At 35.4% G+C, this 15,606-nt stretch carries 13 protein-coding genes, 1 tRNA gene and 1 other RNA gene; 13 read left to right on the top strand and 2 right to left on the bottom strand.

The window, feature by feature from the left end; translation table 11 throughout:
* Positions 1-36 precede the first annotated feature (36 nt).
* The 4 genes from murD (at position 37) to ftsZ (ending at position 4,818) form a co-directional block, all read left to right on the top strand.
* A complete protein-coding gene (gene murD / locus Q5O73_RS03740; protein ID WP_302669059.1) occupies positions 37-1,398 on the top strand; it encodes a UDP-N-acetylmuramoyl-L-alanine--D-glutamate ligase in 1,362 nt (453 codons plus the stop codon).
* A 13-nt stretch (positions 1,399-1,411) separates the two neighbouring features.
* A complete protein-coding gene (locus tag Q5O73_RS03735) occupies positions 1,412-2,605 on the top strand; it encodes an FtsW/RodA/SpoVE family cell cycle protein (protein ID WP_021953312.1) in 1,194 nt (397 codons plus the stop codon).
* Positions 2,606-2,644: 39 nt separating this feature from the next.
* Complete coding sequence (locus Q5O73_RS03730) at positions 2,645-3,403, top strand: cell division protein FtsQ/DivIB (RefSeq protein ID WP_302669058.1); 759 nt, start codon at positions 2,645-2,647, stop codon at positions 3,401-3,403.
* 284 nt (positions 3,404-3,687) lie between these two features.
* On the top strand, positions 3,688-4,818 hold the full coding sequence (gene ftsZ / locus Q5O73_RS03725) for a cell division protein FtsZ (protein ID WP_118588997.1): 1,131 nt from the start codon (positions 3,688-3,690) through the stop codon (positions 4,816-4,818).
* A 70-nt stretch (positions 4,819-4,888) separates the two neighbouring features.
* Here the strand turns inward: ftsZ and Q5O73_RS03720 are convergent, their stop codons facing one another.
* Positions 4,889-5,797 (bottom strand): TIGR01212 family radical SAM protein, encoded by a 909-nt coding sequence (locus Q5O73_RS03720; RefSeq protein WP_118588998.1) that lies wholly within the window; start codon positions 5,795-5,797, stop codon positions 4,889-4,891.
* 28 nt (positions 5,798-5,825) lie between these two features.
* A tRNA-Ser gene (locus Q5O73_RS03715) sits at positions 5,826-5,915 on the bottom strand.
* A gap of 204 nt (positions 5,916-6,119) precedes the next feature.
* Between Q5O73_RS03715 and leuC the strand changes: the two genes are divergently transcribed.
* The 9 genes from leuC to Q5O73_RS03670 all read left to right on the top strand — a co-directional run.
* Positions 6,120-7,385 carry a 3-isopropylmalate dehydratase large subunit gene (gene leuC, locus Q5O73_RS03710; protein ID WP_302669057.1) on the top strand — a complete coding sequence of 422 codons (1,266 nt, stop codon included), beginning with the start codon at positions 6,120-6,122 and terminating at the stop codon, positions 7,383-7,385.
* A 10-nt stretch (positions 7,386-7,395) separates the two neighbouring features.
* Positions 7,396-7,881: a 3-isopropylmalate dehydratase small subunit gene (gene leuD / locus Q5O73_RS03705; RefSeq protein WP_118589000.1), complete on the top strand. Its 486-nt coding sequence runs from the start codon at positions 7,396-7,398 to the stop codon at positions 7,879-7,881.
* A 19-nt stretch (positions 7,882-7,900) separates the two neighbouring features.
* Positions 7,901-9,388, top strand: coding sequence for a threonine synthase (thrC, locus tag Q5O73_RS03700; RefSeq protein WP_302669056.1), 1,488 nt, complete (start codon positions 7,901-7,903; stop codon positions 9,386-9,388).
* Positions 9,389-9,543: 155 nt separating this feature from the next.
* The gene (gene yfbR, locus Q5O73_RS03695; RefSeq protein ID WP_021953304.1) at positions 9,544-10,116 is read left to right on the top strand and encodes a 5'-deoxynucleotidase; all 573 of its coding nucleotides are present in this window, start codon (positions 9,544-9,546) and stop codon (positions 10,114-10,116) included.
* A 13-nt stretch (positions 10,117-10,129) separates the two neighbouring features.
* Positions 10,130-12,217, top strand: a complete 2,088-nt coding sequence (locus Q5O73_RS03690) for a DNA topoisomerase (RefSeq protein WP_302669055.1) — start codon at positions 10,130-10,132, stop codon at positions 12,215-12,217.
* Positions 12,217-14,037 (top strand): glutamine--fructose-6-phosphate transaminase (isomerizing), encoded by a 1,821-nt coding sequence (glmS, locus tag Q5O73_RS03685; protein ID WP_118589004.1) that lies wholly within the window; start codon positions 12,217-12,219, stop codon positions 14,035-14,037. The genes Q5O73_RS03690 and glmS overlap by 1 nt, the downstream gene beginning before the upstream one ends.
* 63 nt (positions 14,038-14,100) lie before the next feature.
* The gene (locus tag Q5O73_RS03680; protein ID WP_302669054.1) at positions 14,101-14,760 is read left to right on the top strand and encodes a UDP-N-acetylglucosamine pyrophosphorylase; all 660 of its coding nucleotides are present in this window, start codon (positions 14,101-14,103) and stop codon (positions 14,758-14,760) included.
* Positions 14,761-14,837: 77 nt separating this feature from the next.
* A non-coding RNA gene (ssrS, locus tag Q5O73_RS03675) (6S RNA) lies at positions 14,838-15,017 on the top strand.
* A 157-nt stretch (positions 15,018-15,174) separates the two neighbouring features.
* Positions 15,175-15,606, top strand: a 432-nt coding sequence (locus Q5O73_RS03670; protein WP_302669053.1) for a hypothetical protein, incomplete at its 3' end; no start/stop codon positions are given.

Below are 15,606 nucleotides of genomic sequence, written 5' to 3'. Positions count from 1 at the left end.
TTGCATATATTTATAGATGAATGGAGTTATAGAATAATGGAATGGAATAAAAAGAAGGTAATGGTTGCCGGTTCAGGAAAAAGTGGAATCGGGGCAGCTGATTTATTAAAAAAACTTGGGTCAACTGTTATTATTTATGATGGAAATGAAAAATTAAATAAAGAGGATGTTTTAGCAAAGCTTAGTGACCGGGAGGATGTGAAAGTGATTCTTGGGGAACTTGAAGATAGCGTTATTGATAATATTGATTTAATGATATTAAGTCCCGGAATAGCAATAGATGCACCTTTTGTTAATAAGGTAAGGGAAAAAGGTGTTCCTATCTGGGGAGAAATTGAACTGGCATATGTTGTAGCAAAGGGAAAACTTGCAGCCATTACAGGTACTAATGGCAAAACAACAACAACAGCTCTTACAGGGGAGATATTAGCTGCATATTATTCCCATGTTGATGTGGTAGGAAATATTGGAAATCCCTATACAACTACAGCCTTTGACACAGACGTGGATTCAGTTACCGTGGCGGAAATCAGCAGTTTTCAGTTAGAGACCATACATACATTTAAACCGGATGTAAGTGCAGTATTAAACATTACACCGGATCATCTTAACAGACATCATACAATGGAGTGCTATACTAACGTAAAAATGAGCATTACAAAAAATCAGGATAGTAACCAGCCTGTTATTCTTAACTATGAAGATGAGATTTTAAGAGAATATGCACCAAAGCTTAATAATAGAATTGTGTGGTTTAGCAGTAAAAGAAAGCTTGATAAAGGCATATTTTTAGATGGTAAGAATATTATCTATAAAGATGACAATGGGGAAAAAATAATTACAACTACGGAAGATACCAATTTAGTAGGCATTCACAATACAGAAAACATTATGGCTGCAATCGGCATTTCCATTAATATGGGAGTTCCTGCAGACATTATTAAAGAAGCTGTTAGAAAGTTTAAGGCTGTTCCCCACAGAATAGAATATGTGGATACAGTGGATGATGTTATTTATTATAATGATTCAAAGGGAACTAATACAGATGCTTCAATAAAGGCAATTCAGGCAATGAGCCGTCCTACGGTTCTTATAGCCGGAGGATATGATAAAAAAGTATCCTTTGATGATTTTGCAAAGGAATTAAAGGGAAAGGTTAAATGCCTTGTTTTACTGGGTCAGACTGCACAGCAGATAGCAGACACCGTAAAAAAATATGGTTTTGATAATATTATTTTTACACAGTCTCTTGAAGAAGCAGTAGAGGAATGCAGAAAGGCAGCAAATCCGGGAGATGCAGTTTTACTTTCACCGGCATGTGCAAGCTGGGGTATGTTTGATAACTATGAGCAGCGTGGTGACATGTTTAAAGAGCTAGTTTATAATATGAAAAAGTAAAAGGGAAAGATTTATGGAGCAAAAGGAATACGAACCTGCAACAGGTGAAGAGGTAACCGTAAAAAGAAAAAGAAATAAAAGGGATGGCTATTTTGATTATAGCCTTCTTTTCGTATGGATTTTTATAATGTTATTAGGTTATGTTTTACTTTACAGTGCAAGTTCCTATACAGCTCTGAATAAATATAACGATTCAGCCTATTTTCTGAAAAAACAGATACAGGCAACAGCTTTTGGTGTTGCAGTAATGATACCGGTTATATTGTTAGATTACAGACTGCTTAAAAAGTATAAAACATTTATATATTGTTTTTCTTTATTTACGGTTCTGTTAATTCTTACACCTTTAGGGAAAGAGGCAAATGGTGCTAAAAGATGGATAAATCTTAAGCTTGTCCAGTTCCAGCCGGCGGAAATAGTAAAAATCGGCGTTATAATAATGACAGCGGCAATTTTATCTAAATGTGGTCAGCAGGCAATAAAAAAAGGAAAATTATGCTGGCAGATATATTCAATTACATTATTAGGGGCAGGACTGGTGTATGTGCTGACTTCTAACTTAAGCTCCGCAATTATAATAGCAGGTATCGGGGCTGTAATGATTATAGTGGCAGGAGCCGGAAAGTGGTTTACGGGAACTATTTCCGTAGGACTTGTAGGCGGAATTATAGGTCTGTATATTTTAAGAAATATGCCGCAATTGGCGTCATTAAGTTTTAGATTTGAAAGAATAGCAGTGTGGAAAAATCCTGAGAATTTCCTTCAGGGAAGAGGTAAGGGATTTCAGCCTCTTCAGGGATTATATGCCATAGGCTCCGGAGGAATTTTTGGAAAAGGTCTTGGTAACAGCGCACAGAAATTAGGTTTTGTGCCGGAGGCTAACAATGATATGATATTTTCCATAATATGTGAAGAACTGGGAATTTTCGGAGCAATTTGTATTATACTTCTGTTTGTATTTATGATTAGAAGAATGAGAGTTATAGCCAGCAATGCACCGGATATGTTTGGCTCCATGATTGTAGTTGGTGTTTTGGCACATATTTCCATTCAGGTTGTTTTAAATATTGCCGTTGTAACTACATTAATACCAAATACAGGTGTATCGTTGCCTTTTATAAGCTATGGTGGCACCTCTCTTATGTTTTTAATAATAGAAATGGGTATGGTGCTTTCAGTATCAAGAAGGATTAAAAGAATAAGATAACAGGATGTACAGGTAAATTATATGAAACAAACCAGAAAAATGAAAAGAAGAAGAAGGAGAAGGCTTAGAAAAGGGTTTAAGGTACTTTTTATTGCAACTCCCATTATAGTTGCCCTTGTGCTTATTGTTGTTTACGGATTTAGTTTAAAGAGTATAGAAACATCTCTTGATTTAAATCAATATACAACAGAGGAAGTAAAAGCATATTTAGACAATAAGAAAATTGACAATACTCTTCTTTTCTGGATAAAAAATAAAATAGGAAAAAGTGATGACATAGAACTTTTAAGTAAATATTCCGTTAAAATGTTATCTCCGTCTAAAGTGAAAATCATCGGATATGAAAACAAATTAAAGGGATATGTAGTTGAAAATAATGTGAATTGTTATTTTGACAGAAATGGAAAGGTGCTAAAAATAAGCAGTGATAAATTAAAATCCATTCCAAAGGTTGAGGGACTAAGATATAACAAAATAACTCTATATCAGAAAATTGACATGAAAAAGGAAAAGGTTTTAAACTCACTTCTTACAGTTATTAATTCCATAGAGCAGTATAATTACACCATAAAAAAGGTTATTGTAAATGATTCATCTGAAACATCACTTGTTATGGACAAGCTACAGGTGGATTTGGGCAAAACAACGAACTTAGACAAGAAGTTAAAAGATTTAAATGATATGTATGATGAAGTAAAGGGTTATGATGGTGTTTTAAATATGAAAATTGCCAATGAAGAGGGAATGTACACCATCAAAAAGAACGATAATAGTGCAGGAAAGAAATCAAAAAAATAAAACTGTAATAAAAAAAGAATGATTTTTTTTTAACAAATTAGAAATTTACTGTTGATATTTTCTGCAAAGAATTATATTATATAGTATATATGCAATTATGACTAATCATATGATGTTTCAGAAGTGTAAAAATTGCATGGCAATTAAGCAGTCCGGATACATCAGTGAATGGCAAAATTAATTTTTGACACTCACATCATTATATATTTACTGAAAAATGTTAGTACATATTGTTGTGATATTAAAATAAGTGAAATTTAGATGAAACGAAGGAGGATAAACTCTTGTTAGAAATTACTACAAACGAAAGTGAAGCAGTTGCAAAAATTATAGTTGTAGGTGTTGGTGGAGCAGGAAACAACGCCGTAAACAGAATGATAGATGAAAACATCGGTGGTGTTGAGTTCATATCTGTTAACTCAGATGCACAGGTGCTTAAGAGAAGCAAGGCACCTACTACACTACAGATTGGTGAAAAAATTACAAAAGGTCTTGGAGCAGGAGCTAAACCTGAAGTTGGTGAAGCAGCTGCAGAAGAGAACGTAGAAGAACTTGCACAGTTACTTAAAGGTGCCGACATGGTATTTGTAACATGTGGTATGGGAGGCGGAACAGGAACAGGAGCAGCTCCTGTTGTTGCACGTGTTGCTAAGGAACAGGGAGCTCTTACAGTAGGTGTGGTTACAAAGCCTTTCAGATTTGAGGCTAAGACACGTATGAACAATGCTCTTGCAGGAATCGAAAGATTAAAGGAAAACGTTGATACGCTTATCGTTATTCCAAATGATAAATTATTAGAAATTGTTGATAAGAGAACTACAATGCCTGAAGCATTAAAGAAGGCAGATGAAGTATTACAGCAGTCAGTACAGGGTATTACAGATTTAATTAATGTTCCCGCATTAATTAACTTAGACTTTGCCGATGTACAGACAGTTATGAGAGATGCAGGAATTGCACATATCGGTATTGGTGAGGCAAGTGGTGATGAGAAGGCATCAGAAGCTGTACAACAGGCTGTTACATCTCCATTACTTGAAACATCAATTAACGGAGCTAAGAATGTTATTATTAACATTACCGGTGACGTTAGTCTTTTTGAAGCAAATGAAGCTGCAAGTTATGTACAGGAATTAGCAGGAGAAGATGCTAATATTATATTTGGTGTAAGATATGAAGATACATATCCGGATGAATGCTCTATTACAGTTATGGCTACAGGTATTGGAGAGCCGGCTGCAGCAAAGGCATCACCATTTGGTATGGGAGCAGCTAAGAAGTCATTTAGTTACAATGCTACACCTTCATCAGCAGCACCAAAGAATGACTTTACAAGAAAATCACCTGTTTCACATGCACAGGGAACAGTTGAAGAAAAGCCAATTAAGATCCCTGAATTTTTACAGAACAAATAATTAATAATATGGAAATAAAAAATGGAGTTATCTTTAAGATAACTCCATTTTAAAAATGAGTATGAAAAGTTTATAAAGTAACATTACTTCCCTGTTTCAAATCAATCCGGTCAAATTTACGATTAATATAGTTAAGAACCATCTTCTTGTTACCACTCCATTCAGGAGCAATAAGAAGTGATTTAGGTCCGTCTCCGGTTATTCTGTGAATAACCACATTAGGTGGGATATATGTGATACACTTGGCTAAAATATCTGTATATTCTTCAAGAGATAATACAGAAAACTTATTTAAGTAATAATCATTAGCCAATGCAGTATCTTTTAATACATGTAAAAGCTGTAATTTTATACCGGAAATATTTTTAGAACAGGCATATTTTACGGTATTTATCATATCCTTTTCTGTTTCATTAGGAAGCCCTAATATTATATGAACAATAACATCTACACTGATTCGGTTAAGCTTGTCTACTGCACTATCAAAAACATCCAGGGTGTATCCCCGGTTAATATAGCGGGCAGTTTCTTCATTACTGGTTTGAAACCCTAATTCTATCCACACTGGTTTGATTTTATTTAATTCGTCTAATAATTCCAAAACCTCATTAGGAAGGCAGTCAGGTCTTGTGCCAATGGACAATGCTACAATATCAGGGTGATTTATGGCTTCAGTAAAGATTTTTCTTAAGTAGGAAACTTCACCGTAAGTGTTGGTAAAAGACTGAAAATAGGCAATAAATTTGCCGTTCTTAATTTTGTCAGATACCCTTTTTTTAGCATCTTCAATTTGATTAGTGATAGTTTCATGGCAGGAGGAGGCAAATTCACCTGAACCTCCGTTACTACAGAAGATACAACCGCCATAACTGATTTTTCCGTCTCTGTTAGGGCAGGAAAGCCCTGAGGAAAGGGAAAGTTTATATACTTTACATCCGTATTTATTTTTTAAATATGAATTAAGGGAATAATAGTGCATAATTTGTAATCTCCAGACATAAAAAAAGCGGAGACGAAGGGATTCGAACCCTTGTACCAGAGTAAACTGATAAACTGATTTCGAGTCAGCCCCGTTACGGCCACTTCGGTACGTCTCCGTGTCATAAAGTTTATAACACATTTTTGACATCCTTTCAAGGAAAATAAGAAGTTAAAAGAAGAAAAAAGTAAAAATAGGAGATATTCTAAGGCTTTAATGTATCACGGTTATTGACTATGATTGAAAATTGTTTTAATATAATAAAGATTGTGTATATAAATACATCTCAGGATGTGGGTATAGATATAAGGAGGAAATCAACATGGGAATGACTATGACTCAGAAGATTCTTGCAAAGCATGCAGGACTTGATGAAGTTAAAGCAGGACAGTTAATTGAAGCCGATTTGGATTTGGTTTTAGGTAATGATGTAACTGCCCCTGTAGCTATTGGTGAAATGAAAAAAATGGATGTGGATTGTGTATTTTGCAAGGATAAAATTGCATTAGTACCTGACCATTTCACACCCAATAAGGATATAAAATCAGCAGAGCTTTACAAATGTGTAAAGGATTTTGCAGAAGAAAATGATATAACAAATTACTTTGAAACAGGTCGTGTGGGAATAGAACATGCCTTACTTCCTGAAAAAGGATTAGTAGTAGCAGGAGATGTGGTAATCGGTGCTGATTCACATACCTGTACATATGGAGCTATTGGAGCTTTTTCAACTGGTGTTGGAAGTACGGATATGGCAGCCGGAATGGCAACAGGAAAGGCATGGTTTAAGGTACCTTCAGCCATTAAATTTAACTTAGTTGGAAAGCCTGGAAAATGGGTTAGTGGAAAGGATGTTATTCTTCACATTATCGGTATGATAGGTGTAGACGGAGCATTATACCGTTCAATGGAATTTATGGGAGAAGGGGTTAAATACCTTTCGATGGATGACAGATTCGCCATGACTAACATGGCTATTGAAGCAGGTGGAAAAAACGGAATATTTATTGTAGATGATTTAACCCGTGAATATATGAAGAAACATTCTACAAAGGAATTTACTGAATATACTCCTGATGAAGATGCAGTATATGATGAAGAATATACTATTGATTTAAGTGAATTAAAGCCAACAGTAGCATTTCCTCATCTTCCTGAAAATACAAGAACAATTGACAACGTGGGAGAAGTTAAGGTGGATCAGGTTGTTATCGGTTCATGTACCAACGGTAGAATTGAAGATATGAGAATTGCAGCAAAGATTCTTGATGGCAGAGAAGTTAAAAAGGGTGTAAGATGTATTATATTCCCGGCAACTCAGGCTGTTTATTTACAGTGTATAGAAGAAGGTCTTGCTTCAATATTTATAAAGGCAGGCTGTGCCCTTAGCACTCCTACATGTGGACCTTGTCTTGGTGGACATATGGGTATCCTTGCAAAGGGTGAAAGAGCCATTGCTACAACAAACAGAAACTTTGTAGGCCGTATGGGTGATCCTGAATCAGAGGTTTATCTTGCAAGTCCTGCCGTAGCAGCAGCAAGTGCCGTAACAGGTAAAATTTCAGGACCTGAAGAGTTAGGATTATAGGAGGTAGCACATGAAAGCAGAAGGAAGAGTATTTAAATTTGGAAGTAATGTTGATACAGATGTTATTATTCCGGCAAGATATCTTAACGTTCCGGACCCGGAAGAACTGGCAAAACATTGCATGGAAGATATAGACAGGGAATTTGTAAATAAAGTAAATAAAGGTGATATTATTGTAGCAGACAAAAACTTTGGCTGCGGTTCCTCAAGAGAGCATGCACCAATAGCTATTAAGGCTGCTGGTGTAAGCTGTGTTATTGCAGAAACCTTTGCAAGGATTTTTTACAGAAATGCAATTAATATCGGACTTCCTATTATTGAGTGTCCTGAGGCAGCAAAAGGAATTGCCGATGGAGATGAAGTAGAGGTAGATTTTGACAGCGGAAAAATATATAATAAAACAAAAGGTGAAGAATATCAGGGACAGGCATTCCCTGAATTTATGCAAAAGATAATCAGCAGTGGCGGATTAATCAATTACATAAATAACAGATAAGAGAGAGAGGATTGTTTTAATGAAAGAGATACTTTACAAGAGCACAAGAAGTAAAGAAGGAACACTTAAGGCATCAGAGGCTATATTAAAGGGTTTAGCAGATGACGGCGGATTATTTGTTCCATTGGAAATACCGAAGTTAGAGGTTTCAGTGGAAGAATTATCCAAAATGACATATCAGCAGGTAGCATATGAAGTTATGAAGTTATACTTCACTGACTTTACTGAAGAGGAACTTAAGTATTGCATCAACAATGCATATGACTCAAAGTTTGACACAGAAGAAATTGCACCTTTAGCAGAAGTTCAGGGAACATATTATCTGGAATTATTCCATGGAAAAACAATTGCATTTAAGGATATGGCATTGTCTATTCTCCCATATCTGCTTACAACATCAGCAAAGAAGAATAACGTAAAAAATGAAATAGTTATTCTTACAGCTACATCAGGTGACACGGGAAAAGCTGCCATGGCAGGATTTGCAGATGTGCCGGGAACAAGAATTATAGTATTTTATCCTGATGGCGGAGTCAGCCCTATTCAGGAAAAACAGATGGTTACACAAAAGGGTGACAATACTTACGTTGTTGCCATAAAAGGTAACTTTGATCAGGCACAAAGCGGTGTTAAGGCAATCTTTGGAGATAAGGAACTTGCAGCAGAAATGGATAAGAGAGGATATCAGTTCTCATCAGCTAATTCAATTAATATTGGAAGACTTGTGCCACAGGTTGCATATTATGTATATGCATATGCTAAGTTATATGCTGAAGGAAAGTTAGCTAAAGACCAGAAAATGAATGTTGTGGTTCCTACAGGTAACTTTGGAAATATTTTAGCTGCATATTATGCAAAGAATATGGGACTTCCAATAGCAAAACTTATTTGTGCTTCAAATGAAAATAAAGTATTGTTTGATTTCTTTAAAACAGGAGAATACGATAAAAACAGAGAATTTATTCTTACAACATCACCTTCAATGGACATTCTTATTTCCAGCAACCTTGAAAGATTAATTTATAAGATTGCAGGAAATGATGCTGATAAGAATAATGAATTAATGAACAGTCTTAAGGTAAACGGAAAATATGACATTACTGATGACATGAAAAAGCAGTTAGATGATTTCTATGGAAATTATGCGTCAGAAGAGGAAACAGCAGAAACAATCAGAGACACATATGATAAAACAGGTTATATAATGGATACTCATACATCAGTAGCTGCAAGTGTATACAAAAAATACAAGGCAGAAACAAATGATGACACAGTAACCGTTATTGCTTCAACAGCAAGTCCTTTTAAGTTTACAAGAAGTGTTATGGTTGCCATTGATCCTAAGTATGATAGCATGGGCGATTTTGAATTAGTGGATGAATTAAGTAAAATAGGAAATGTAAAAGTTCCTAATGCCATTGAAGAAATAAGAAATGCAGAAGTTCGTCATAACAATTTGGTTGAAGTAGACGGAATGAAGGATATAGTTAAGAAATTTTTAGATTAATTAGAATTTAACTAATAATAAAAGTGTTTAGTCAGACATATACGTTATGCCTGATTAAGCACTTTTTTACGCTTTGTATGGTATATACTTTTCTTTATTTATTTGTTATACTAAACGTTAAGTGCGCAAATTTGCAATGGAAGAGGAAATGTATTATGAATAATTTTTTTGGTATGTTGGCCAGAATGAAATATATAAACCGCTGGGGACTTATGAGAAATACAATAAACGAAAATATTGCAGAGCATAGCCTGGAAGTGGCAATTATTGCTCATTCACTGGCAGTTATAGGAAATACTTATTACAATAAGGATTACAATGCTGAACATATTGCAATGTTGGGAATTATGCATGATACAACAGAAATCATAACAGGAGATTTGCCAACTCCCATAAAATATTATGCACCGGAAATACGGGATGCCTACAAGGAAGTGGAGCATATTGCAGCAAACCAGCTTTTGTCAGAATTACCGGAAAAAATGAGAGGGGCATATAAGAACATATTAATTGAAGAAGAAAATGATGATTGGAAAATTGTTAAGGCGGCAGATAAGCTGTCAGCATATATTAAGTGTTTAGAAGAAAAAAATATGGGAAACAGCGATTTCCAAAAGGCAGAGGAAACCATTAAAAAGTATTTAGAGGATATGAATATGGAGGAAGTGAATAAATTTATGAAGGAATTTCTTCCCTCATATAACAGGACATTAGATGAGATTAACTAGATAGAGGAATTAAATGGGAAAATCAGTATTTATTGCGGAAAAGCCAAGTGTTGCGGCGGAATTCGCAAAGGCATTAAAGCTTAACACTTCAAGGCGGGACGGATATATGGAAAGTGAAAATGCCATTGTAACATGGTGCGTCGGTCATTTAGTGACTATGAGCTATCCGGAAGTGTATGATGAAAAATATAAAAAATGGAATTTAAAGGATTTGCCATTCATTCCTGAGGGTGAATGGAAATACGAAGTTATACCGTCAGTAAAAAAGCAGTTTAAAATTGTAAAGGATATTTTAAATAGAGATGATGTGGAAACTATTTATGTGTGTACCGACTCGGGACGTGAAGGGGAGTACATATACAGATTAGTTGCCCAGGAAGCAGGGGTAAAAAATAAAAAGGAAAAGCGTGTGTGGATAGATTCCCAGACAGAGGAGGAAATTCTCAGAGGAATAAGGGAAGCAAAGGATTTAAGTGAATATAATAATCTTTCAGATGCAGCATATTTAAGAGCAAAGGAAGATTATCTTATGGGAATTAATTTTTCAAGGCTTTTAACCCTTAAATATGGAAATTCAATTCAAAATTATTTAAAAGACGGATGGAAGTCCATAAATGTAGGACGGGTTATGACCTGTGTCCTTGGAATGATTTGCAACAGGGAAAGAGAAATAAGAAGCTTTGTAAAAACCCCTTTTTACCGTGTTTTAGCAGCTACTGATATAGGTGGAAGAAAAATTGACACTGAATGGAAGGCGGTAGAGGGCTCAAAATTTTTTGAAACACCTTATTTGTATAAGGAAAACGGGTTTAAGGAAAAGCCGGTAGCAGAGGCTTTAATTAATGCTTTAGAAAGAAACAGCACTAATAATGAAGGCAATGCTTATCCTTTGGAAATGACTGTAAAATCCATTACCATGAAGGAGGAAAAAAAGCAGGCACCGTTACTTTACAATCTGGCTGAGTTGCAGAATGACTGCTCAAAAATGTTTAAAATAAGCCCTGATGAAACTCTTAACGTGGTTCAGGAATTATATGAAAATAAGCTGGTAACTTATCCAAGAACCGATGCCAGAGTGTTATCTACGGCAGTGGCAAAGGAGATACATAAAAATATAGGAGGATTGCAGAATTATTCTCCATGTGGACACTTTGCCGTTAATATATTAAAGGCAGCATCTTATAAGGGCATTGAAAAGACAAAATATGTGGATGACAGAAAAATTACAGACCATTATGCCATAATACCAACGGGACAGGGACTTAATGGTTTGCAGAAGCAAAAGCCTATAAATCAAAAGGTTTATATGGTTATTGTAAGGAGATTCCTTAGCATATTTTATCCCCCTGCTATTTACAAAAAGGCATCTCTTATAGGTATAATGCCGGCAACCTACAGGGATGAAACTACAACAACGGAACAGTTTAGCTCTAATTTTAAAATCCTTGTAAATAAGGGATATCTGGAAATAACAGGTGTGCCGAAGGAAAAGAAAAAAAGTGCAAAACAGGAAGATGTGGAAGGTACAAATGAAGAAAACAGTGAAAATTCCGAATTAAGTTTGGATGAAGATTTCTTTAATCTTTTGCATAATATAAAAAAAGGTGATAAAATCCCAGTATCGGGAACAGAGATAAAGGAGGGTGAAACTTCACCTCCTAAAAGATATACGTCAGGTTCACTTATTCTGGCAATGGAAAATGCCGGACAGCTTATTGAGGACGAAGACCTGAGAGCGCAAATTAAAGGGTCGGGAATTGGAACCAGTGCCACAAGGGCTGAAATTATTAAGAAACTGGTAAATATCAAATATTTATCTCTAAATAAAAAAACACAGGTTATTACACCTACCCAGTTAGGTGAAATGATATTTGGTGTGGTACATGGCTCTATTAAGTCATTACTAAACCCGGAATTAACCGCCAGTTGGGAATTAGGACTTACTCAGGTGGCAGAAGGCAAAATAACCTCAGATGAGTATATGCATAAGTTAAATGAATTTATAAGAGGCAGATTTAACAATGTAATAAATTTAAACAACTCAGGACAAATGACAGGTTATTACAACTACGTAGCGCAGTTTTATAGGAGGAAGAAATAATGTGTGGTATTGTTGGATATGTAGGGGAAAGAGATTGTACTGAAGTGCTTTTAGATGCATTATCAAAGCTTGAGTACCGTGGATATGATTCAGCAGGAATTGCGGTTTTTGAAAAGGACCGTATAATGGTTGAAAAATCAAAAGGTGAATTAAAGAATCTTAGAGAAAAAATAAATAAAGAACATAAACCGGATGGTCATTGCGGAATTGGTCATACAAGATGGGCAACTCACGGCGAACCGTCAGATATTAACTCTCATCCTCATGGAAGTAAGAGAGTATCAATAGTTCACAATGGAATTATTGAAAATTATAAAGATATAAAGAATTTCCTGATTGGAAAGGGTTATACATTTATAAGTGAAACAGACACTGAAACAGTTGCAAAATTATTGGATTACTATTATGAAGGTGATCCGGTGGAAGCTATTATTAAGACATTAAATGATATTAGAGGGGCTTATGCTCTTGGAATACTTTTTAAGGATTTTCCAGATAGAATTTTTGCAGTAAGAAAGGATAGCCCTCTTATTATAGGTGTAGGCGAAGAAGAGAATTTTATAGCTTCTGACGTTCCTGCAATTTTAAAATACACAAGAAAATACTATCTTTTAGAAGAAAATGAAATAGCAACCATTAAGTCAGACAGAATTGAATTTTGTAATATTCACAGAGAACCTATTACTAAGGAAGTGCAGGTTTCAAATTTGGATATGGATGCAGCTGAAAAAGGCGGATATGAGCATTTTATGCTTAAGGAAATACATGAACAGCCAACAGCGGTAAAAACTACAATTTCCCCAAGAATTAACAACGGAATGCCTGATTTATCAGAATGTGGTCTTACACCGGAAATGCTTAAGAATTACAGAAAATTCTTTATTGTGGCATGTGGAACAGCAATGCATGCAGGAATGGTAGGAAAATATGTAATTGAGAAGTTGGCAAGAACGGAAGTTACAGTTGATATTGCATCAGAGTTCAGATACAGAGATCCTATTGTGACAAGTGAAGACTTAGTTATTGTTATTTCCCAGTCAGGAGAGACTGCAGATACCAAGGCAGCCCTTCATTTAGCCCATGAAAAAGGTGCAAAGGTGTTAGCTGTGGTAAATGTTAAAGGTTCATCCATAGCAAGAGAGGCAGACATGGTTTTATATACTCATGCAGGACCGGAGATTTCTGTTGCATCAACTAAGGCATTTTCAGTTCAGATGGCAGTAATGTATCTGTTAGCATATGAAATGGCATATGCTAAGGGAACAATAACAGAAGAGGAATGCAGAAGACTCACAGCAGAATTACAGAAAATTCCTGAAATGATTGAGAAAACAATGGAATGTGAAGACAGGTGCAAGTATGTTGCCAGCAAGCTTATAACAGCAACCAGCCTTCTTTATATCGGAAGAGGACTTGACTATACTCTTAGTATGGAAGGTTCACTTAAATTAAAGGAAATATCATACATTCATTCAGAAAGCTATGCAGCGGGAGAATTAAAGCATGGAACTATTTCCTTAGTTACAGATGGAATGCCGGTTATTGGTGTGGCAACCCAGTCAGACTTACTGGAAAAGACTGTAAGCAATATCATGGAAGTTAAATCAAGAGGCGCCTTTACCATAACAGTATGCAAGGAAGGTACAGAATTTAGTGAAGGGGTTATGGATGAGGTTATAGAAGTTCCTGTCTTAGAGGACATATTAATGCCTCTTATTACGGTTATTCCTCTTCAGTTAGTGGCTTATTACACTACAGTATTAAAGGGACTTAATGTTGACAAACCAAGAAACCTTGCAAAATCAGTTACAGTTGAGTAATTACCGGTGTTATAACATCATAGAATAAACTGCAGCTGTAAGCAGTTTGGAGAGAAGGATAATATGTATAAAATAAAGGATTTATATGATTTAAATGAAACTATAGCAGCAGAACTTTTTGAAGGAAAGGAATATCCATGGGAAGTGTTAGCTGATATTGGTGATTTTATTTTAAAACTGGGTGATAAATTACCAAAGGATGAATTTACCCAAAAAGGTGACAATATCTGGATTCACAAGTCAGTTACCATAGCACCGACAGCAACTCTTAACGGGCCGTTGATAATTGATGAGGGAACAGAGGTAAGACCGGGAGCTTTTATCAGAGGAAAGGCTATTGTTGGAAAAAACTGCGTAGTAGGTAATTCTACAGAGCTTAAGAATGTTGTATTATTTAATACTGTTCAGGTGCCACATTATAATTATGTAGGTGACAGTATTTTAGGTACTCACTCTCATATGGGAGCAGGCTCCATTACATCTAATGTAAAGTCTGATAAAACTCTTGTGGTAGTAAAAGACGGTGATGAAAGAATTGAAACCGGACTTAAAAAGATTGGTGCCATGCTGGGAGATTATGTTGAAGTAGGATGCAATTCCGTACTTAATCCGGGAACAATGATAGGAAGACATACAAATGTTTATCCGTTGTCATGTGTAAGAGGAGTTATACCTGAAAATAGCATTTTCAAAAATAAGGATGAAATAGTATCTAAAAAATAGTCACGGAATTTTGCGAATTTACACATAATTTGGAAATGAAAACATATTGCAAAAAAAGGTTTCATAACTTATAATATAGTTACCTGAGATGCTCGTAGGTCCTGTATATTTTGAACCTACAGTTTGATTAAAGGGATTCCTATATCTCTAAGGGGATGACATGCCTCGTTATTTAGTGGACTTCAGAACTTTAGATGCGGTTGCCCACCTGGCATTTGCTAGGACTCAAAACGCAGGAAGGGCATTTCGGGTATACATAACAAACATAGGAAAAGCGGTCGGGCAGTTTTTACTGCCCGATTTTTAAAAGTAAGCCGGAAAAGTATAAAACTTCTCCGGCTTACTTTTATGCTGAATAATTTTCTGAGAGTATTAATAGTATGAAACATAGGGACAACATAAATAGGGGGGAGCATGAAAAAGATAATAGTGTTTTTTTCGGTATTTTTTCTTATAACAGCCATTATAACAGGAAAAAAATGCCGGGAAGTAATACAAAAAATAGATACAATTTCCACTGAAAATACCACAAATATTCTGATTAAAGAAGCAACAACGGAAGACAAAAAGAAAACAGGTATAAAACAGCTTCAAAAGGTAAGGATTGTAATAATGAGTAACAATTATACATCAATTTATCATTCAAGCCTAACACTAAAAGGAGACAATCTAAAGGTTTATTACGGTAAAAATTTTGCAAAACAAAAAGGCTGCAAAAAAGTTAGTTTAGATGGAGATAGCAGTTATTTTAAAAACAGTGATGTGGTAAAAATTTATGGGAAAACCGGCATCACAATACAGGGGCATAATACTGAAAACGGTTCTCCGGTGTATATGGGGGAATTA

Source organism: Eubacterium sp. AF15-50 (assembly GCF_934835595.1).
GTDB lineage: Bacteria > Bacillota > Clostridia > Lachnospirales > Lachnospiraceae > Eubacterium_G > Eubacterium_G segne.
The sequence above is the reverse complement of the archived record's forward strand: the minus strand, read 5'-3'. Positions and strand labels throughout refer to the sequence as shown.

Bases quoted from the DNA above. Each gene is read 5' to 3' on its own strand.
- murD (WP_302669059.1), top strand. From the start codon at position 37: ATGGAATGGAATAAAAAGAAGGTAATGGTTGCCGGTTCAGGAAAAAGT.
- Q5O73_RS03735 (WP_021953312.1), top strand. From the start codon at position 1,412: ATGGAGCAAAAGGAATACGAACCTGCAACAGGTGAAGAGGTAACCGTA.
- Q5O73_RS03730 (WP_302669058.1), top strand. From the start codon at position 2,645: ATGAAAAGAAGAAGAAGGAGAAGGCTTAGAAAAGGGTTTAAGGTACTT.
- Q5O73_RS03720 (WP_118588998.1), bottom strand. From the start codon at position 5,797: ATGCACTATTATTCCCTTAATTCATATTTAAAAAATAAATACGGATGT.
- leuC (WP_302669057.1), top strand. From the start codon at position 6,120: ATGGGAATGACTATGACTCAGAAGATTCTTGCAAAGCATGCAGGACTT.
- leuD (WP_118589000.1), top strand. From the start codon at position 7,396: ATGAAAGCAGAAGGAAGAGTATTTAAATTTGGAAGTAATGTTGATACA.
- thrC (WP_302669056.1), top strand. From the start codon at position 7,901: ATGAAAGAGATACTTTACAAGAGCACAAGAAGTAAAGAAGGAACACTT.
- yfbR (WP_021953304.1), top strand. From the start codon at position 9,544: ATGAATAATTTTTTTGGTATGTTGGCCAGAATGAAATATATAAACCGC.
- Q5O73_RS03690 (WP_302669055.1), top strand. From the start codon at position 10,130: ATGGGAAAATCAGTATTTATTGCGGAAAAGCCAAGTGTTGCGGCGGAA.
- glmS (WP_118589004.1), top strand. From the start codon at position 12,217: ATGTGTGGTATTGTTGGATATGTAGGGGAAAGAGATTGTACTGAAGTG.
- Q5O73_RS03680 (WP_302669054.1), top strand. From the start codon at position 14,101: ATGTATAAAATAAAGGATTTATATGATTTAAATGAAACTATAGCAGCA.